Annotated in this window: 13 protein-coding genes and 1 tRNA gene; 8 read left to right on the forward strand and 6 right to left on the reverse strand. The window is 36.6% G+C overall.

The genetic code is table 11. From position 1 onward, the window contains the following. Positions 1-85: 85 nt before the first annotated feature. Positions 86-658 carry a 1,2-dihydroxy-3-keto-5-methylthiopentene dioxygenase gene (locus tag PL11201_RS24390; RefSeq protein ID WP_079681435.1) on the reverse strand — a complete coding sequence of 191 codons (573 nt, stop codon included), beginning with the start codon at positions 656-658 and terminating at the stop codon, positions 86-88. A gap of 181 nt (positions 659-839) precedes the next feature. Here PL11201_RS24390 and PL11201_RS24395 point away from each other — a divergent pair, with 181 nt between their 5' ends. The 6 genes from PL11201_RS24395 (at position 840) to PL11201_RS24420 (ending at position 10,827) form a co-directional block, all read left to right on the forward strand. Then, a complete protein-coding gene (locus PL11201_RS24395; RefSeq protein ID WP_079681436.1) occupies positions 840-3,110 on the forward strand; it encodes an AAA family ATPase in 2,271 nt (756 codons plus the stop codon). A 6-nt stretch (positions 3,111-3,116) separates the two neighbouring features. Next, positions 3,117-4,682: a DUF2357 domain-containing protein gene (locus PL11201_RS24400; RefSeq protein ID WP_079681437.1), complete on the forward strand. Its 1,566-nt coding sequence runs from the start codon at positions 3,117-3,119 to the stop codon at positions 4,680-4,682. Next, positions 4,672-6,240 carry a DEAD/DEAH box helicase family protein gene (locus PL11201_RS24405; RefSeq protein ID WP_079681438.1) on the forward strand — a complete coding sequence of 523 codons (1,569 nt, stop codon included), beginning with the start codon at positions 4,672-4,674 and terminating at the stop codon, positions 6,238-6,240. Before PL11201_RS24400 ends, PL11201_RS24405 begins: the two co-directional genes overlap by 11 nt. Then, a complete protein-coding gene (locus PL11201_RS24410; protein ID WP_079681439.1) occupies positions 6,237-7,943 on the forward strand; it encodes a phospholipase D family protein in 1,707 nt (568 codons plus the stop codon). Before PL11201_RS24405 ends, PL11201_RS24410 begins: the two co-directional genes overlap by 4 nt. Further along, positions 7,940-10,258 (forward strand): hypothetical protein, encoded by a 2,319-nt coding sequence (locus PL11201_RS24415; protein ID WP_079681440.1) that lies wholly within the window; start codon positions 7,940-7,942, stop codon positions 10,256-10,258. The genes PL11201_RS24410 and PL11201_RS24415 overlap by 4 nt, the downstream gene beginning before the upstream one ends. A gap of 116 nt (positions 10,259-10,374) precedes the next feature. Next, on the forward strand, positions 10,375-10,827 hold the full coding sequence (locus PL11201_RS24420) for a DUF29 domain-containing protein (RefSeq protein ID WP_200816861.1): 453 nt from the start codon (positions 10,375-10,377) through the stop codon (positions 10,825-10,827). A gap of 5 nt (positions 10,828-10,832) precedes the next feature. Here the strand turns inward: PL11201_RS24420 and PL11201_RS24425 are convergent, their stop codons facing one another. The 5 genes from PL11201_RS24425 to ppk1 all read right to left on the reverse strand — a co-directional run bounded on the left by PL11201_RS24425 (position 10,833) and on the right by ppk1 (position 18,162). After that, a complete protein-coding gene (locus PL11201_RS24425) occupies positions 10,833-12,302 on the reverse strand; it encodes a DUF4335 domain-containing protein (protein WP_079681442.1) in 1,470 nt (489 codons plus the stop codon). 23 nt (positions 12,303-12,325) lie between these two features. Then, positions 12,326-12,883: a DUF3038 domain-containing protein gene (locus tag PL11201_RS24430; protein WP_079681443.1), complete on the reverse strand. Its 558-nt coding sequence runs from the start codon at positions 12,881-12,883 to the stop codon at positions 12,326-12,328. A gap of 78 nt (positions 12,884-12,961) precedes the next feature. Then, the gene (locus tag PL11201_RS24435) at positions 12,962-15,385 is read right to left on the reverse strand and encodes an endonuclease MutS2 (protein ID WP_079681444.1); all 2,424 of its coding nucleotides are present in this window, start codon (positions 15,383-15,385) and stop codon (positions 12,962-12,964) included. A 162-nt stretch (positions 15,386-15,547) separates the two neighbouring features. Further along, positions 15,548-16,000 carry an EVE domain-containing protein gene (locus PL11201_RS24440; protein ID WP_079681445.1) on the reverse strand — a complete coding sequence of 151 codons (453 nt, stop codon included), beginning with the start codon at positions 15,998-16,000 and terminating at the stop codon, positions 15,548-15,550. Positions 16,001-16,005: 5 nt separating this feature from the next. Beyond that, on the reverse strand, positions 16,006-18,162 hold the full coding sequence (gene ppk1 / locus PL11201_RS24445; RefSeq protein ID WP_079681446.1) for a polyphosphate kinase 1: 2,157 nt from the start codon (positions 18,160-18,162) through the stop codon (positions 16,006-16,008). A 317-nt stretch (positions 18,163-18,479) separates the two neighbouring features. On the opposite strand from ppk1, the gene PL11201_RS24450 reads away from it, so the two are divergent. Then, positions 18,480-19,943, forward strand: a complete 1,464-nt coding sequence (locus PL11201_RS24450) for a slr1306 family protein (RefSeq protein ID WP_079681447.1) — start codon at positions 18,480-18,482, stop codon at positions 19,941-19,943. Positions 19,944-20,044: 101 nt separating this feature from the next. Continuing rightward, positions 20,045-20,115: transfer RNA gene (locus tag PL11201_RS24455), tRNA-Gly, on the forward strand. The last annotated feature ends 454 nt before the right edge of the window (positions 20,116-20,569 follow it).

The following is a 20,569-nucleotide window of genomic DNA, read 5'->3' on the forward strand; positions in this document are numbered from 1 at the left end:
TCATAAATAAGGGAAATATTGACTCTATTCCCCCTTTTTTAAGGGGGGTTAGGGGGGATCTAGTGTGTTATAAAAGCATTAACAATTAATTCAAAGCCAAGGTTTTTTTCGGTCTTCTGGAAAAAATTCTAATTTCTGTATCCGTATATTCAGGAGTCCAACCTTCCGTTGTGGTGAAATAACGAACGGCTTTAATTCGTCGAGTTTCTGTTAAATAAAACCAATGTTCTGTATTAGCCGGAACATTAACATATTCTTCAGCTTTAACAGTTAATTCTACTTGACTGCCATCGGGACGAACAAAACCAAATACTCCTTCTCCATCAATAATATAACGGATTTCATTATCCGTATGAATATGACATTGTTCAAATTTTGCCAATAATGTTTCTAGGTTAGGGGTATCAGGATTAAGGACAATTAAATCCCGGGACTGATAACCTGCTGTTTGTTTTAATTCTTCAAAATATTGATCTAATCCTTGCAAAACTTCGGCTTTTTCGTTATCGTTTAATCCAGGTTGATTCAACAATTTAATTAATTCTGGCTCTGTACCCACAGACCAATGGTTTAACTGAATATTCAGACTGGCTAATTCTCGCTGAATTGCATCTAATTCGGTGTAAGTTGTTCCGTCTTCTAACTGTAAAATTGCCATGCTTAACCTCGATAGTAGGAAATGTTTTTAAGTCAAATACTATTATATAGCGGTGTGTTGTCGCGTGAGATACAACGCAAAAATCCGGCTTCTTAAACAATACCTGCGCCAAAATCCTAGAGAGTTGCGTAATTGTTGCCATTGCTGGCAATATAATAATTAAAATGGGAGTTGAGTCAATATGCGAAAGGATTTTTGGGCGAATCTACCAAAGGACATCTTGCTAGTCGGTGCTCTGAGTGTGGGGATGGGGACAGCCGCATCGGTGGTTTTTCCTGGGGGTGGTCTCGGGACTCCATTACTTGGAAGTACCGCCGGGGCGTTGGTTGGGACGGCGGTTTCTAGTAAACAGAAAGAACAGGAATATAAAAGGAGTCTACAAGATTCCCAATCCCAAAAAGATAAAGATTATCAACTCAGTTTACAGGATTTAAGTAAACAGAAAGACCAAGAGTATCAATTTCGTTTACAAGCACTGGAAAAACAACTCGATACACAACAAAACTGGCAAGAATTTCAGACTAAATTGATTAGACTAAAAGATCAGGTAGAAAGTCTGGAGCAAAAACAAACAAACTTAGGGGAAGTTGAAGGGAAGTTAACGCAAAAACAATCGGAATTACAGGAAGTTCAGGAGAGATTAACCCGATTAAATCAAGAAAAACAAGATTTAGAAAATCGTGTTAATAGCTTGCATCAAAATCCTCCCAATTTATCAGAATTGGAACAATTAAATACTCAATTAAGTCAGTTAAGGCTAGAAAAAAGTCAATTAGAGGGTGAGATTACTGCCTTACAATCTCAAAATCAAAGTTTAAAAGAAGTTGAGCGATCGCTGAATGAAACCCAAGCTAATTATATCGTAAAAAATGTTGAATTGCAACAATTAATAGCAGAAATTGACCAGAAAAGACAAGACACTCAAACCCTGGAACAAAGAACCGTAGAATTAGAATTAATCAGAGCAACCTATGATAGTTTATCTCTGGAAAAACAACAGTCTCAAACCCGAATTAATCAACTTGTTCCTGAAATTGATCGTTTAGAAGCAGAGAAACAAAGAATTCTGCAAGCGATTCAAAATCATACATTAGATTATCAACAAATAGAAAAAGATAAACAAAAAAATAGAAATTTGAGTTTTGAACTCCGAGAAAAAGAATCTAAAAAACGAGAACTTGAACAAATTGTACAGGAGTTAGAAGGACAGCAATCAGTTGTATTGGGAAAAATTCAAGGTCTCAAAGCTGAGAAAGAGGAACTTCAAGAAGAAATTAATCTGATGAAAAATCAGATAGACAGCATGGAAAATACGGCGGATTTTGCCTTGCGATCGCTACGAGATCATCTATGGACACCGAATTCAAATTCAGAGTGGAATCCACCAGAAAAGGTTTTTTTAGATGGGTTTATGCAGTATTTAAAAAACAAAGGATTAGCATTTCCTCGGCGGGTTGTTTATGCGTTTCATACCTCTTTAAAAGTGCAAGATATTTCTGCTTTAGTGATTTTAGCTGGAATTAGTGGAACTGGAAAAAGCGAACTTCCCCAACGATATGCAGACTTTATCGGTGCCCAACGGTTAACTTTAGCGGTTCAACCTCGATGGGATTCTCCTCAAGATTTGCAAGGGTTTTATAACTATGTAGAGAAGAAATTTAAACCGACTGATTTGATTCGAGGAATTTATCAATATAACCATGATCCAGACATGAGAAATCGGATTGTTCTGGTATTATTAGATGAAATGAACTTAGCCCGGGTAGAATATTATTTTAGTGATTTTCTCTCGAAATTAGAAAGCCGTCGTTCTAGTCCTACCTTTTTAGAATTAGATGTAGGGAGTTTACCGATTCCTGAAGCACAAAGAAAGTTAAAAATCCCCTCACAATTTTTATTTGTGGGAACTATGAATGAAGACGAAACGACTCAAACTTTATCGGATAAAGTGTTAGATAGGGCTAATGTTCTCACCTTTGGAAAACCCAAAACTTTACAATTAAGCAAGACGAAGACTACTGAAGCTCAACGTTCTATGTATGTCAGTTATTCAACATTTGAACAATGGTTCAAAACGCCGGATCAAAATTCTGAGGGAGTTCAAAAAGTTAAATATTATTTAGATCGGGCGAATAACATTATGGAAAGTATCGGACATCCTTTCGCCCATCGGGTGTATCAAGCTATTACTCAATATGTGATTAATTATCCTGGGGTTTCTGACTCAAATTCCGATGAATTTCGCTTTGCTTTAGTAGATCAATTTGCTCAAAAATTATTACCAAAACTCAGAGGATTAATGATTGATGATTACCAGGAAGAATTAAATCAGTTTGCTAGTTTAATTGAAGAATTGGGCGATGCTTCCTTAACAGAAGCGTTTATAAAAGCGCGAGGTTCGCGTTCTGGTCAGTTTGAATGGAAAGGATTAATTTATCCAGAGGAGGAGTAAACACAAATGAAGTTATATTCTAGCATTTTTGCTTATTTGAATCAACAGGAAGTTAGAGTTGATCATCTTTTTGAAGCCAAAGATCGCCCCTGTTTGGTATTGGAAGCAGGTGATATTTTATCCCAATGTCCTATGTTAATTGACCAAACAGATCAGGTTTATGAAATTGGTTTTCCTTGGTTAAATCCAACGGATTTACAACATAATAATGATCAACGTGATCAGCAGTTAAATTTAGAAATTAACCTGCATTTATATGTTTTAAAAATTCGAGATGAAGTGTTAGATTCTGCTACCATTGAAGATGATAAACAATTAGAAGAATGGAAAGAGAAATTAGGCGATCGCTTAGATGATAAAGTTGCTACACTATTACAAATTCTTACGGGACTATGTGAAAAAATTTTCAGTGAAAGAGTAGGACAAAATCAACAAGTTCGAGTGCTTGAGTTACCCGAAAAATTTCAACAATTCCAGACTTGCGATGCTACTAAACCTTTAATTATTGCTTTATTAAATAAGTATAATTTAGACAAAAACTTACAACTCATTGGCCCAAAACTCAGACAACAACTCAGACGAAAAGCCGAATTAATGCCCGTTGGCAATATTCAGGAAATGGATGCTTATTGTTTACGAGATTATACCCGTCGTCCGGGTTTAACCGCCGCCGAAAAAGCCGGATCTCGACAGGAATTAATGGGGATAAAACGTCACCAAGATTATCATACACCTGAGAATAAGTTTCTGGTTTATTTTGCTGGAAAAGTTCTCTACCGAGAATCAAATCTTTATAAAACTTATCCAGAATGTGCAAAATTTCATCAAACAATTAAACAGTTTAGACAGCAACCCACTGTTAAACCGATTTTAAAAACTTTACACCGTTTTAAACCCGGGAAACCTAATTATGTGTTATTACAAAATCCCATCTATCATAGTTTTTATCAAGCCCATTTAGATTATATTGCCAAACGGTCAGAAAAAGAGAAGTTATGGAGAGTCAGAAATCAACTGTTAAAGGATGTGATTTATTTAGCATTTACCACAACATTTTTGCGATTTAAAGATTCTTATGTTGAACCTTTAAGCTATTTAACAGGTTTTCTGAGTCCTAAACAGGGACAATATTTAAACCATGATGATCAAGTTTTCCCTAAAATTCCTGTATTTTTACAAGATAAAGTCTATGTATTTCAGATTCAAAAATCCAGAAATATCAGATTAGGAGATTGCTTAATGACGCTGGAAGTTCATGATTTAAAAACATCGGAATTAAAAGTTAAAAAATTGCAATTTCCCATCTGGATATTCTGGTATCTTCCCTCAAACGAAACTTTGAAACAAGCTGTTTCATATATTAAAGGATTATCAGATATTGAATCAGCGATTATATTGTTTTTACATGACCTGCCTAATTCTGCATCAGAAAAAGGTAAAATTAAACGAATGACTAATCAAAAAATTTGGTTTTTTCAAATTCCTGACCCGATGTTAGCTAACGGGTTTGAGCAAACATTAAAATCAATAAGTATTTTAATCAAAGATAAGTTATTAAATCATGATCAATAAACAGCAATTTTGGCAAGGATTAAAAGCACAAATTAACGATTCTGGAAATAACCCAGAATGGGGTTTAAGGTTGTTAGAACAATTAGTTAAAACCCAAACTGAATTAACATTACCGACGGAATTAATTGTCGAAACAATATGTAATTGTGCGGTTTATTTACAAGAGAGATCGCAACTTAATTTTACCGCAGTTCATCCGGTTTTAACGCTTTCTCCGCAACAAATCCAAGCTTTAGAAATGGGATTATCTAATAGTCCGATTACGGTGATTTCTGGTTTACCCGCAACGGGAAAAACTCGCATAGGGTTAAATCTTGCGGATGCGGGAATTAAAGATGAAAAACGTATTTTAATTTTAAGTTATTATCCGAGTACATTAACTGTTTATCAACAATTACCCGGATATCCTTATTTATTGTCGGAACATTCGGGGAATCAATCCGTAATCATTGAACGTCTTCAGCGCGATCATTTAGCACAACCACAACTCAATTATTTACCGCTTTACTGTTTACCTGATCCTGAATTAGAACAGTTGCGATCGCCAGCTAAACTAGAAAGATATTTACCCTTAATTACCGCCCAATCTATCCCGCAACTCACCCAAACTTTGAGCTTAGAATTTCCCAATTTAAGTGCCGCAAGGTTAAACGGGTTTGCTTATCAACTCAAGAGATTAGAGCCCTTATTAAGACAGCAACTTATTCTCGTTCAATCCTACCAAAATCTATCAAAAAATGCCATATTAACCCTAGAAAAATATTTAAGTCAAAATCCCCTTAATCCCTGTTTAGCAACGGTTAAAGAATTTCTGGGTGTTGATGGTCAAACCCTCTGGCAAAATTTCTATGATTTAATTATTATTGAAGATGCTCAACAGTTAACCTGGTTAGAATTAATCTTAATCTCAGGATTAACTAATAAATTAGTATTATTAGGGGATGAAAATACCGGGTTTATTCCTGCTTCTCGGAATCGTAATTTTTTCCAGCGTGTTCTCTATGGTTTTCCTTGGTTATTGCAATATTTACTTCCTGCTTATACCCTACAACTTTCAGAACAATTTCGTTTACATCCCGAACTAGCAACTACCATTTATGATAGGTTTTCCCCGGAATGGATATCAACAAATTTTCAACAGATGAGTGATTATTTTCCCCAGTGGGAATATCGGTTATGGTGGGAAGATATTCCCAATCAACAGGAAGCAGAAAAAATATTAGAATTTTTAAAAACTTTTGATTTAGAATTAATTCCCAAAATAGGAATATTAACCTTTTCGGAAATTCAGCGAGATCAATTAATTGCCAATTGTCCGATTGAGTATACATCTGTTATGATTAAAACTGTCACAGAATGGCAAGGAAAAGAAGCATCTATTGTCTTAATTTGTTGTAGTGGAAACCCTAAACTTATTTCTATAGAACATTGGAAAATTGCCTTAACCAGAGGACAAAGTTACTTAATTTTATGGGGAGACTATGAAAAATGGACTCATGCAGTTTCCCTCTTAAAACGAATGAGATTACCTAGAATTCGTCAAGGAGTATTATCATGAAAATTCATTATCAAATTCAGGGAACATTTTACCGTCAGTTGCTAGAAGGAAACCTTTTATCGGATGTATCTTTATGGCAATTATTACAAGAAATTCAAGCAGTTGCTACCCAAACTCATCGACGAACACCGCAGCTTTTACGTCAATCTTTTGGGTTACAATTTATCCCTAATTCAGTCTTAACGGATTTATTAAAAATTGCTAATGGAGTCACTCAGGAGGATCAACTTTATCAATCTTCTAGTTTAAAACTATTATTTCCTAGGGAGTCTAAATTAAAAGAAAGCATTGCTAACCGTTATCTTTATCAATTTATTAGTTCAGAAATTACCTTAGATTTGTTAGCAGATGATCCTCAATTTCCTCTATTTAATGGTAATAAAACTCAACAAGATGGTAGTTATACTGTGGTTTTAGATCAACCTTATTATCCAGGGTTATCATTAGAAATAGCCGAAAAAATATGGCAAGAAGCGGAAACTTTTTGGCAGAATTTACCCAATTATCAAAAAATTGATCGTTTCTTGAGAAATGTTGATACTCAGGAGGTAGTTTTTAGAATTAATGACCAATTAAGATTAGGGATAAATGGGCAAGAATTACCCCTGAGTTTAAGAGAAGCAATGATCAGTTTACGAGCAGAAAATACAGACATTTCTGATCAGTCAGAATTAACTCAACAATTGATTCAAGAATATCAAGAGCATTATAAAATTGTTGTGAGTTATTTTCCTGAAACTCCGACTATAAAACCTAATCTTTCTTCTGTTAATCAAGTTTTTATCAGTCGAAAAAATCGGGATCTATTTCAAAAAATAATTGCTCAAGCGGAGAATTTTTTACTCATTTCTAGCTATATTCTCGAAGATGAAGCATTAATTTATCAAATTTGTGAAAAATCTGTAACTCTACCGCAAGGAGTCTGGATATTAACAGATTTACGGGATGAAGTTGTAGATAGAATGGATCAACAAGTGACAATTTCTGGTGACTTACCTGAACATTTTAAACGTGCGGATGAGCGGAAAAAAGATTGTCTCCGTCAATTGTTAGATGCTAAAGTTAAGATCAGAAGCGGTGCATTTCATTTAAAAACTTGCATTTCTGAAAAGCATGGTTATTTAGGATCGGTGAATTTGACAAGAGGCAGTTTAGATGTTAATTTGGAGTCAGGAATTATCTGTAGAAAGACTGAAATTTACCAACAACTCATTAATGTATTTCGTTATTTTTGGCAATCTTCTAGTCGAGATCATGTAGTTCCTGTATTGGGTTTTGATGGGTTTGAATTGCGAACTATCAAACGTTATCGTCAAGAATCTTATCCGGTTTCTACTACTTTACTAACTGCTGATCAATATTATAATGATCTTTTAAAAGAGTTAAGTAATTTTGCAGGAAAAGTCGTAATTTTTAGTCGTAGTTTTCAAGCAACTGCTGAATTAAAATCCCAATTACAGCGTTTAAATACTACTGTTTATATTGATCAAGAAATGGGATGTTCAGATTCGACTATCAATATTAAAAGAGTGAAAAACCTCCACGCAAAAATTACACTATTAGGAAATAAAATCGCTTATATCGGCGGAATTAACTTTAATTTTTCTCTGAAACATCAAAGAAGTTATGATTTAATGTATAAAACTACAGATTCTCAAGAAATTAGTCAAATTATTAACGCATTAGGAGGTTCAAAATCATGACTCGACTATTTAATTTAGAATCCTATATTAAATTATGTCAATATGCTTATCAGTTTGATCAAAATCCTGATGAGTTAATTCATTCTCAGGGAAACTTACCCAGAAGATATAAACAAGAATTAATCACAGAATATGGAATGACTTCCTATCGAGTTAATCCCGTTATTTCAAATCATCGTACTCAACGCTTAGAAATTAAAACTAATGAAAATAATTTTCTGGGTGAGGAGTTAACCCAAACCGGAATACAACGGTTATTTATTATTAGAGATACAATTGATTTGTTAACTTTAAGTACCAGTCAATTTTTAAATTACCAAGAAACTTATTTATATCAAAGTGCTTATTATTATTGGAATTATTATCAACAACTGAAACATCTAAATCCCGATAAACCGTTAGTATTTATAGATTTAGATGGTTTTGAAAGCGATCGCTTAATTCCCATTCAACGAGATCAGAAGGGAATTCCTATTCTTAATACAAGAGAACCGTTATTGATTCAAACGCCTTTTAATACTGTTGAAACATACAATCAAATTTGTAGAGATATTTCTATCAAAATTTTAACTAACTTTTTCCAGAATAGTAATTTAGAAGAAAGTGCGATCAATCATCTACAAAAATATTTACAAAAAATTGCAATATTTGAACAAATACCTTCAGAATCAAATACAGAATCAATTTCTATTATCGTTGAAATTATGTATTCTGATCAAATATATTATAAACAAGTCCAGTTAAAGCTGGCAGATATTGAAAATATTGTTAATAGTAGAGTTAATTTTTCCAGCTTAGAAAAAATAGTAGATCCTAATTATCACTGGATTTTAATTTCTCAATATAATCGGTTTCCAATTATTAAACAGCGACTTCCACAATTTTTATGTGTAACTTCTGATCATCAAATTTTTCCTAGAGTGTGGGAAATGAAACAAAACTCTAATTTTCCCTTATTTGGGATTTATTTAGATACCATTGAATTTGCAATTGGAAACAGAGATAAAAACGATAATCCCATCACCCAGTGGATAAAATTATCAGATCAAGCTATTTCCTATGAAGGTACTCAACAAACATTAACAGGAATTATCCCCGAAACCAATCAAAAAGTATTCCGTATTCCTAAAAATACTAATCCAGCAATACTTCCCATCCGAGTTAATGGTAAAGACTATTTAAAAAATCAAGTTCCTCAGAGTTATGAAATTTTTATTGAAAACTTTCCAGGTACAGAAGATATTGAAATTGAAATTAAATTTATTCTCAAACCTGATGCACCTCCTAAACTTGAAGTCAGTGATATTAACGGAACTTATAAAATCACTTCTAAACTGGTAGATCTAAAAGAAAAAGAAGTTAAATCTTTTGGTTATATTCCTTATCGACAGATTGATTTTACGAGAAAAGAAAAATCTTTAAAACAAATTCAAAGATTTACTAAGAGTCATCTAATTGCTAGATTAAAACCAGTTTTAGAGCAAATATTTACTGATCTAGAAATGTTTGCTAATAATCCATCCAGACCTATTAATTATAACACTATTACTCAGAAAATGCAACAAGTTAATAAAGCTATTACCGGAAAAAGTCAAGGTATTGATTGTCTTCAATATATCGCTGAAATCCAAGAGTTAAGACAAATGTTTAACAATCCGAGTTTAAAAATAATTCCTGCTTTGATTATTCAATCCTATCCTATACAGAACCAGTTTATTGATAAATCTATAAAATTTATTGGGAAAATTTATAGTTTTTCAGAAACCTGTTCTTTATACGAAAATTTTAAAGATTTCCTAGATATTGATATTTTAAGTAATAATTATTTTAATTATAAATATCTACAAACTTTGGCGAGAACAGCTATGAATGAATCTCAACAGCAACAATATTTTAGTCTATTTGATTCTAATTATCTCTCCCCAAATAATCAATATTTATGGGGATATGCTCGAATTTTATTGTGGTATTATAACTTTCAATCAAAGGCTGAAAATTTTAACTATAAAAATCATTTTGTGTTAATAACTAACTATCTTCTGAGTCAACCCGCTAACCAATTTACTGATCAATATAAACAAAATGCCTTTTTGGCTTTATGTTATTTGCTAACATTTCGAGAAATTGATCAAGATTTTTTTAAAGCAGATTCTCAAGAAAAACAACAAGCAATTCAAGTAATTCAACACTTTAAAAATGAAGAAGTAATGTTAAACCAAGTTAGTCGAAAAAAATCTTTAAATCAACTATTTGCTGAACTAATTGAAGGAAAAGCGTCTCAATCCGATATTGACGGAATGATCCAAGCCAGTTAACTTATACTTAAGCAATTTAGCGAATCTGTACTATAACCAGGGAATTGATAAATCCAGGAGCGATCGCTTTTCAACTACGTTAAAATAAAATCCTGATCAAAATGTAGGTTATAATCATGACCAAAACTTCGTTAAAAACACTTTATGATATTGATTTTGCACTCTGGATTACAGAGACAGTTAATCAGTTAAAATCTCGAAATATTGAAAACTTAGATTGGGACAATTTAATTGAGGAGATCGAATCTTTGGGAAAGCGGGATAAACGGGAATTAGAAAGTCGGTTAACTACATTATTTGAACACGCTTTGAAACGTTGTTATGTTTCGTTACCTGATTGTTTTCGAGGTTGGGAAGTAACGATTTATCGAACGCAACAGGATATTAAAAAACAGCTAAGGGATTCTCCGAGTTTGAGGAATTATTTACAAGAAATTTATCTCGATTGTTATCAGGAAGCTTTGGAAAATATGAGAATTGAATATGATGCAGTATTTCCTGATATTTGTCCGTTTCCCCAGGATGTAGACATTTTATTAACTGGGAAATTTTGGGAAACACCGCTATAAAAACCCTAATTCAACGATTCTAAAAATGCTTGAACGCTCCCATCCGGTTGTAAAACTAAACGAATTTTAGGGGTTTTTCCTGACTCTATGGGAGAGATAAATGGTTCCCCAATTTCTGGAAAATCTAGTTGTTTTTGACGATTAACCGCAGGTTGACCCACAGGAGTGATACTTTGCAAAGATCCATCAGAATTGAGTTTTAAACTATATTGTAACGTGCGTTTTAAATTTTTAGGCGGATACCAGATTTTTTGAAAATAGTTTCTGACTTCACTCACTTGCGGAATTTGATCAAATAGGGTGGTATCCTGTTGACGAGTGGCGGCAATTGTGGGCGGGCGTTTATTCAGTTGAGCCAAATAATTCTGTTTATCTAGGTCGGAATTTTCTGGCAAAGAATTTGAAGAATTTTCCGCAGAAGGTACGTTTAAAATAACCGGAGGAGCCGCATTTTTTAAGGTGGGTAATTGAATAGTTTGGGGTGCAAAAATTACGGGCGGAGGCGGAGGCGCGACTTGGGTAGGAGCCACGGCTAGGCGAGGTGGGGGCGGGGGTACGGTGGCTGTTAAGGGAGGTGGTGCGGGGGTTACAGACCCATTGTTGATTCCTGAGTCCTGGGGAATAATCATGAACTCCCCGGAGCCGGGTTGCAGGTCGGGTATGGCTTGGGGGGTTGCAGGGTTGGGAAACAGAGGGGCGGGAATGGGCAGGGGGGCGGTATTCACGGGGGGTAAATTGGGAGCTACCTTAATCTGAATGGGGGGTGCAGACGGGACGGGAAGGGGTGCTAACTTAGATGGTGGGGGTAAGGGAACCAGATTTGGGGGCGGAATTTTAACGGTTTCTGAGGGTTGGGTGGCGGTTTGAGCTTGGGGTTGTCGATAGAGATTGATGAGTCTAATTGTCCCAGTTAAACAGCCAATAGAAATAGCAATCAATAAAATTGTTCTTAACCATTCGGGGGTGGTTTTTTCTAGGGATTTTAGGTTGGATAAATTTTCTGATTCTGTTATATATTCTTCTAAAGCAGCCGATAGATCAAATAGTTGTAAAATACTTAAATGAATAAATATATCGGTAGGATTTTTAGCTAAATTTCCTAAGAATAAATCATGATATAATAAGCCATCGGGTTTAATTTTAATTTCTGAGTTTGTTTCGTCAAATAGAACGAAGGATGGGGTGTTTTCAGCGGAAGATTTTAGGGAAACTTTTGCAGGTTCACGGGTTGAATTTTGGGCGAAATTAAGCAGATTTTGAATATAATTTTTGATGACTTGAGAGAGGGTTTCTAGTTGGGTGCGATCGCCTTCAATGGTAATATGATCGGCATCGGGTAAACGGGGATCATCAAAGCAGAGTTTAAATTTAAACTGTTCTAAAACAGGTTGTTGTTTCAGGCGAGATATAAAAGGACGTTTCGCCTGGACTTCTAGGGTACAAGTGGGGGGAGTATAGCGTCGAATAATCATCATAATGGTGAACCGTTAATAATTGATTAAACTGGGGACTCTATGAAAGTTAACCATAATTGTTGATGGCTATTGGGTTTACTATAAAATAATAGATCAATTAGTAATTTAATGGCTAGGGTATCAAGGTCTAGGGGGGGTTGAGGATGTTGGGTCATCCACTGTTGATAACTGTGATTAAATGTGTCTAAATAGTCCCGCAGCAAGGTCACTTGACGAAAATCAGTTTTTTGCTGTGCCATTTGTTCGACTAAACCCAAGGCTCGGCGAATTAAAATTTGATCCTGTTGAGCAATATAACAAATAATCAGAACTAGCGATCGCATTTCTTCCAGGGATAAGGGATTTTCTTCTGATTTTTTTTCTAATAATTTAATTTTATCAGGAACATTCGGCTCTAATTTTAATAGGTTTCCTACTTGTAAAATGGTTTCTAAAGGAATACCAATGAGGGCTTCAATTGCTAATAATAATATCTGAATTTGAACCGTGATTTTTCCCCATTGTTCGGCTTGGGGTTGGGGTTCTAAATCATAGCTATTTGGATTGGATTTTTGATCATTAATAGAATCTGAATTTAGCATTTTCAAGACCACTTATTATATCCGAGATTAGATCCCCCTAAATCCCCCTTTTTAAGGGGGACTTTGAGCTAATTCCTATTAATTCCCTAAATAAGCAATTGTAACACCAATGCCGCCATCATTGGGGGGGGCTAATTCAAATCGCTCAACTAAAGGATGGGTTTCTAAAAATTCGTGAACTCCCTTTCTCAGTTGTCCCGTTCCCTTGCCATGAATAATCCAAATTGCCCCAAAATCATGAATCTGACCTAACATTCGATCTAGTTCACTTTCTGCTTCTGAGATGCGTTTTCCCCTGAGATCAATGGTATTATTAGAAGTTCTAACAATCGGTCTTTCTGGTTTGGTTTCTTTTTCGGGAATGGGTTCTTTTTTCCGTTCTGGGGGCTTAGGAATTGTGGGTTTTAATCCATCTAAAGATTCAATTTCTCCTAAACTAACGGTCATTTTCATCATCCCAAATCGGACGGTAATTTGACCTTCTGGAGTCGGTTCGTTCAAGACTTCTGCGGTTTGACCAAAACGGGGTATTCTAATCCGATCACCCACCTTGGGTTTAAATTCTGGTGGTAGTTTTGGGGTAGCTCTTTTAGAGGGTAAATACTGCCCAGCAATTTGGTTTAAAGCCTCCGTTGCTAGGGTGGTATCTTGACCCGTGGGAGTCCCCTGTTGTAAGCGGCGAATCACTTTTGCAATTTCAGCTTTAGCCTGAATTAATGTTTCTTGAATTGCCTTTTCTTGAATTTGTTTTAACTCCCGTTCTCGTTCTTTTAACGCTGCGGCTTTTTGGGCTAATTCCTGATGCAAACGTTCCGTATCTTTTAACAGTTGACCTGCGGCTTGAGCTTTGGTTTCCTGTTGACGGCGTTGGGCTTCTAACCCGGCAATTACTTGGTTAACTTCCTCGGAAGTTTCCCCCACATAACCCGCAGCTTGTTCTATAATTTCTGGGTTTAATCCTAACCGTTTGGCAATGGTTAAGGCATTAGAACGCCCTGGAATTCCCCATAATAATCTATAGGTGGGTTGTAAGGATTGTTCGTCGAATTCAACGGAGGCATTTTCAAATCTTTCATCTTCATATTTTAAGGATTTCAGTTCTCCAAAGTGAGTGGTTGCGATGGTTAATAAAGCATGATCAGCTAAATATTGTAATAAGGCGATCGCCAAGGCACTCCCTTCGGTGGGATCGGTTCCTGCGCCCACTTCATCTAGTAGAATTAAATTAGAATAACTGGTTTCTGATTGAGGATTAATTGCGGCTAAAATTCGGCTAATTCGGCGAATATGACCAGAGAAAGTTGATAGGTTTTGTTCAATGGATTGTTCATCTCCAATATCAGCTAAAACCTGATCAAACCAAGGTATTTCTACGGGTTCTCTAGCGGGAATAAATAACCCGACTTTTGCCATTAATGCTGCTAATCCCAGGGTTTTTAAGGTAACGGTTTTGCCTCCGGTATTCGGCCCGGTGATCGCTACTACCCTAATTTTAGGATGGACGACAACATCAATGGGAACAACGGGAAATCCCTGTTCATGTTGTTGTTGCCAAACTAATAAAGGATGGCGGAGTTGTCTTAAATTGATGTAATTTGAGGTTGAATCTTCTGATGATTCTAAATCAATAAAGCGGGGGGGATTTGCTTCTAACCACAGACTATAACGGGCTTTAGCCACGGCTAAATCGAGAGTCGTTACAATCATTAATAATCTTTCTAAATCCGCTTGAACTGCCCCAACTTTCTCACTTAATCCCTGTAAAATTATGTCTTCTTCGGCTTTTTCTAGCCGTTGAATTTGCCGGAGTTGATTATTAAGATCAATTGTGGCTTTGGGTTCTATATATAAGGTCGCACCCGTTGTTGAGCTATCATGGACAATTCCAGGAATTACATCTTTTTGAGAGGCTTTAACTGGGATGACAAAGCGATCGCTTCTTTGGGTAATTAATTGCTCTTGAACGGCGTTAGATTTGCGTTGAATAATATGTTGCAAAATCCCATAAACCCGATCTCTAATACTCCGTAATTGTCCCCGAATTCCCCCTAATTTAACACTAGCTCGATCTGCAACATCTCCCCGTTCATCAATACAGTGATAAATTTCCTGCTCTAGTTCGGGATAGGTTCTCAATTCCGAGACAAATTCTGTTATAATAGGAATATCGGAATGGCTATTAATAATTCGCCGTAATTGTCTAGCTCCGGCTAAGGTTGTAGCGATCGCTAATAGTTCATTTCCTGATAACATTCCATGGCGTTCTACCCGTTCTAAATAAACGCTAATGTCTTCAATTCCTTCAAATTTTAAACCATTTTGTCGCAGTTCTAATTTGTAAGTTTCTTCAGTTTGTGCTAATAGTTGCAGAGTTTGGTCAACGGTCGTGGGAATGTGTAAATGCTGCGCCGCCACCGCAGCAAGTTTTGTCGCCGTAAAGGTGGATAAATGACGACATAACCGTTGCCATTCCAGTAGTTCTAAGGTTTCTGTTTGAATCAATGCCTCAAGATTTAAAAGTGTAATGTTAGTATACTACATTATTGTAACCGTTTTGGGTATTTTCTGCAATCCCCAGATAATCAGTAATCAGATTTAAGAGGATTACGCAGATTAACACAGATTAAAATCCGTGAAATCAGTGAAATCCTCTTAAATCCGTGATCATGATTTCAACCTTAAAATTCTCTCAGCAACGGATGTTAAAACAGGCATAACAGATAAGCGATTTCCCTGTTTAACAACGCCAAATTCCTCAGAATTAAAGGTTTTTTTGAGACTATCTAAACTAATTATAGCAGAAAATTGTTCCACAAATTCGATTTTAACCGTATACCATCGGGGAGAATTTGGCGTTGCTTTTGGGTCAAAATAGGGGCTGTTAACATCAAATTGGCTGGGATCAATTAGGTTGTTTTCAATGATTTTAGCTAATCCCACAATCCCCGGAGGTTTAGTATTAGAATGATAAAAGAATGCTAAATCTCCGATTTGCATTTGTTGGAGAAAATTTCGAGCTTGATAATTTCTCACTCCATCCCAAATCGAAGTGCCATCGCGTTTTAAATCCTCAATACTATACACATCTGGTTCTGATTTAATCAACCAATAATTCATGTTTTTTAACTCTTTAAAGCATTTTCCATGAAGATATCATGGGCAATTAATTCCGGGGTATTTTCTGCCGGATGACGTTGAATATATTGACCATCAGGTTGTAAATCCCAGGCTTTCCGATTATCCGATAACATAATCCCTAAAATTTCTTCTAACTCCTTAGCAATATCAGGATCTTTTATCGGAGTTACCGCTTCAACCCGACGATTTAAGTTGCGAGACATCCAGTCTGCTGAACCAATATAAACCTCCTCCTGTCCACCATTATAAAAATAGAAAATCCGAGAATGTTCTAAGAATCGTCCGATAATACTAATCACCTTAATATTATCACTAATTCCCTCTAAACCAGGACGCAAACTACAGGTTCCCCGCACAATCAAATCAATCCCAACTCCCGCTTGAGATGCCTCATATAATGTAGCAATAATTTCTGGGTCAACTAAAGAATTAAGTTTAGCCACAATTCGCCCGGTTTTCCCTTGATTTGCCTGTTCGATTTCCCGACGAATTAATCCCAAAAATCGTTTGCGCATATTCACCGGAGCAACTAACAGTTTACGATAGGACTGTTGACGAGAATATCCGGTTAAGAAATTGAATAAATCCGTTAAATCTGCTCCCAAATCTGGACAGGCACTTAACAACCCTAAATCCGTATACAGTTTAGCAGTTTTATGATTATAATTTCCCGTGCCAATATGAACATAACGGCGAATTTTATCCTGTTCTTGACGCACAACCATCACAATTTTGGTATGGGTTTTTAAACCAACCAACCCATAGACAACATGAACTCCTGTTTGTTCTAATTTTTTTGCCCATTGAATATTATTTTCTTCATCAAATCGGGCTTTAAGTTCCACTAAAACGGCAACCTGTTTGCCATTTTCCGCCGCATCAATTAAAGCAGCAATAATCGGAGAATCCCCGGAAGTGCGATATAATGTCATTTTAATGGCTAAGACATTAGGATCATAGGCTGCTTGATTAATAAACTGTTGAACTGTCGCAGAAAATGAATGGTAGGGGTGATGAACTAATACATCTTTTTGTCGTAAGATGGCAAAAATATCTTTTTCATCTGTTTCCGAATTAGACGGAATAATATCTTCACTATCTTTCATCCAACGGGGCAAAACGGCAGTCCAAGGTTTATCTTTTAATTCGGGTAAGGGTAAACTCAGAAAAGACATTAAATCCCGTAACCCCATCAACCCATCTACGGCATAAATATCTTCCGGTTCTAACTCTAATTCATCGACTAATAAATCGCGTAAATAGTCCGGTATTGAACTATTGGTTTCCAGACGAACAACAGACCCACCGACTCGACGTTTGCGTAGTTCTTGTTCAATCGCTAATAATAAATCATCCGCTTCATCTTCTTGCACTGCTAAATCAGCATCGCGGGTAATCCTAAAAATATAATAATCTTGAATATCCATTCCCGGGAATAGGGATTCTAAATTATGGGCAATGACTTGACCAATGGGAATACCAACCCAAGGGGAAAATTCCCCATTTTCTTGTACTCTTAATTCTTTAGGTAAGGAAATAAATCTAGGTAAAGAACTCGGTACTTTCACCCTAGCAAATAATTCTTCTTTGGTTTCAGGATTTTTGAGAACAACGGCTAAATTCAAACTCAAATTAGATAAATAGGGAAAGGGATGGCTACGGTCAATGGCTAAGGGAGTTAAAACTGGAAAAATTCCCTCGTCAAAATAACTTTTTAAATAAGTTCTTTGTTCTTGATTTAGATCAATATAATTTAATAAATGAATCCCATTTTGAGCTAATTCGGGTTTAATTTGTTGTTCAAAATATTGGTGCTGTTCCGTAACCATTGGTAACAATCGTTCATGGATCGCATTTAGTTGTTGTTGTGGAGTCCGACCATCGGCGGTAACTTTATTAACTTGGGCTTCAATTTGTCGTTTAATTCCGGCCACTCGCACCATAAAAAATTCGTCTAAATTAGAACTAAAAATAGCTAAAAATTTTAACCGTTCTAACAGAGGATTCTGAGGATCTAAGGCTTCTGCTAAGACCCGACGGTTAAATTCTAACCAACTAAGTTCCCGACTCAAGTAATATTGGGGATCTTGAAGATTAATGTCTTTGGTAATTTTTGGCTCTGTTTTTTTAGTTTTGGACATAATTTAGAATTTAGGTGGGTAGGATCAACTCAATCTCTATTGTAATTCTGAATGGTTAAAATTGTAAAAAAATTATTCAATATTTATAAGTCGGGGTAAAATCAAGGTTAACGAATGTTTAAACAGCTTTTTATTAATTATTTATTCAGGCAAATTAAGTTAAAAAAAAAGACTTAATTTAGCAAGTTTAAATTAATCAAGCTCCTGAATGCTGACAAACCGATCAGTGGCAGTGATTTTGAGCTAAAATTCCACAAATTGCCCCGGTCGAAGTAACATAGAAATTAGGGTTAATTGATACGTTGGCGGAGGACAAAATGACAGTTAAATTGGAACGCCCAATTTTAATTGGGGGGGTCGGGCTTTCTTTCGGTCTATGGTTGTTGGAAAGTGTTCAGAATTCAGCTTCTGAATTCGGACAAATAGTTCTATTTGGTTTAGCCCTCAGTAGTGCCGGACTGTGGTGGTTTAAGCAACAAAGAACAGAATCCCTGCAATTGTCGCCGCCTCCAGAACTTTTAAATCAGGATCAAGTAGAAAAGGCGATCGCCCAAACCCAAAGTCTGATCGCTCGTTTGGCCACAGAATCCCCAACTCAGAATCACCGTTTACAAGCCCTACAACAGCAAGGGGAGCAACTCAACGGTCAACTGCAACGAACAGCCCTGCGGGTCGCTATTGCGGGCAACAAAGGCACGGGGAAAACCGCCTTGTTACAAAGGTTGCAGTCCGACTGGCTGCCCCAACAACCTCAGACGTTAAGTTTGACGGAAATTTCCACCCCAGAACTCGATTCTGCCCTCCCTAATTTAATCACGGTGGCGGATGTGGTTTTATTTGTCACCGCCGGAGATTTAAGCGACCCCGAATTTAAAACTATATCTGAATTGGTGGCTAATAACCAGCGCTTAATTTTAGTTTGGAATAAGCAAGATCAATATTTAATTGGGGAACAACCTGTGATTTTACAGCAGTTAAAAACCACATTGACGGGGGTATTATCCCCGGAAGATATTGTGGCGATCGCAGCTTCTCCCAATGCGATAAAAGTGCGTCAACATCAAGATGATGGGACAGTTCAAGAATGGTTAGAACCCCAATTACCTATCCTTGATTCGGTTATCAACCATCTCAATTCTATTTTAAGTCAAGAACAGCAAAAATTAGTATTAGCAACAACCTATCGGGAAGCCTTAGAATTGCAACGGCAAGCGAAAGAGATTTTCAATCAATTACGCCGAGAACAGGCTTTACCTCTGATTGAAAAATATCAATGGATTGCGGCGGCTGCGACGGTAGCCAATCCAGTTCCGGCTTTAGATATGTTAGCAACGGCGGCGGTTAATGCCCAATTGGTAATGGATTTAGGGGCGATTTATCAACATAAATTCTCCCTAAGTCAAGGTCAAGAAGTTGCCACAACTATTAGCACCCAGATGTTGAAATTGGGGTTGGTAGAAATCTCCACCCAAACCTTAACCTCGTTATTGAAAACTAATACCGTGACGTTTGTCGCTGGAAGTCTGGTGCAGGGGGTGAGCGCGGCCTATTTAACCCGAATTGCCGGGTTGAGTTTAATTGAGTATTTCCAAGCCCAGTCCCTGCTGTTAGAAGCCACCGACAATCCGAGTTTGAATTGGGATAGTCTTAAGAAAACCCTACAAACCGTATTCCAGCAAAATCAACAGGCCAATTTATTACAGTCTTTTATTAAACAGGCACTCAATTATCTGGTGGTGCAGTTCAAACCCAAGCAAACCCTTGAATCCTCGGCTTCTTAGCTGATGTCCCAGTGGTTTTCCCCAGTCCTCAAAAAAAACTTTGAGAACTGGGGTTTACAATTCTGAGGTTTATGCTATAGTTAGAAATTGTGAAAGACAACGCGGGTGTAGTTTAGTGGTAAAACTATAGCCTTCCAAGCTATTAATGCGGGTTCGATTCCCGCCACCCGCTTTTCCAGATACTACATATAGATGATTACTGAAACCCCTGCACTATCTACGGTGTAGGGGTTTTAACTTGATATGCAATAACTGGATTCAGGGATAGATTGATGTCTTAATTTGATGTGTATTTGAGCCACAAAATTACACCCTACCCCCCGCAACAATAGAAGCCTGTGAATAACAGCCCCCTTTCATGTCCTTTGATAAATATTCCTGTTTTAACCACCAAGGCAGGAAGCGGTCACTGCGATAACTCAAGTTTTGTGAGGGCTTGTTGACTAATTAGTCAAGAGTATGGGCGAACTCCCCCTTAGAATATTGTCTCCCGGGCGACGGGTTTTGTCAACCCCCCCTAGCCAAAAAACGAAATTTTTTCAAAATTAATATTTTTTTGCGGTGAAGTCTTTTCCCCGCTTCCCCTGCTCCCCCTGCTCCCCCTGCTCCCCCTGCTCCCCCTGCTC

The organism is Planktothrix sp. PCC 11201 (genome assembly GCF_900009135.1).
Taxonomy (GTDB): domain Bacteria; phylum Cyanobacteriota; class Cyanobacteriia; order Cyanobacteriales; family Microcoleaceae; genus Planktothrix.

Bases quoted from the DNA above. Each gene is read 5' to 3' on its own strand.
- PL11201_RS24400 (WP_079681437.1), top strand. From the start codon at position 3,117: ATGAAGTTATATTCTAGCATTTTTGCTTATTTGAATCAACAGGAAGTT.
- PL11201_RS24440 (WP_079681445.1), bottom strand. From the start codon at position 16,000: ATGAATTATTGGTTGATTAAATCAGAACCAGATGTGTATAGTATTGAG.
- PL11201_RS24390 (WP_079681435.1), bottom strand. From the start codon at position 658: ATGGCAATTTTACAGTTAGAAGACGGAACAACTTACACCGAATTAGAT.
- PL11201_RS24430 (WP_079681443.1), bottom strand. From the start codon at position 12,883: ATGCTAAATTCAGATTCTATTAATGATCAAAAATCCAATCCAAATAGC.
- PL11201_RS24450 (WP_079681447.1), top strand. From the start codon at position 18,480: ATGACAGTTAAATTGGAACGCCCAATTTTAATTGGGGGGGTCGGGCTT.
- ppk1 (WP_079681446.1), bottom strand. From the start codon at position 18,162: ATGTCCAAAACTAAAAAAACAGAGCCAAAAATTACCAAAGACATTAAT.
- PL11201_RS24405 (WP_079681438.1), top strand. From the start codon at position 4,672: ATGATCAATAAACAGCAATTTTGGCAAGGATTAAAAGCACAAATTAAC.
- PL11201_RS24415 (WP_079681440.1), top strand. From the start codon at position 7,940: ATGACTCGACTATTTAATTTAGAATCCTATATTAAATTATGTCAATAT.
- PL11201_RS24425 (WP_079681442.1), bottom strand. From the start codon at position 12,302: ATGATGATTATTCGACGCTATACTCCCCCCACTTGTACCCTAGAAGTC.
- PL11201_RS24420 (WP_200816861.1), top strand. From the start codon at position 10,375: ATGACCAAAACTTCGTTAAAAACACTTTATGATATTGATTTTGCACTC.
- PL11201_RS24395 (WP_079681436.1), top strand. From the start codon at position 840: ATGCGAAAGGATTTTTGGGCGAATCTACCAAAGGACATCTTGCTAGTC.
- PL11201_RS24410 (WP_079681439.1), top strand. From the start codon at position 6,237: ATGAAAATTCATTATCAAATTCAGGGAACATTTTACCGTCAGTTGCTA.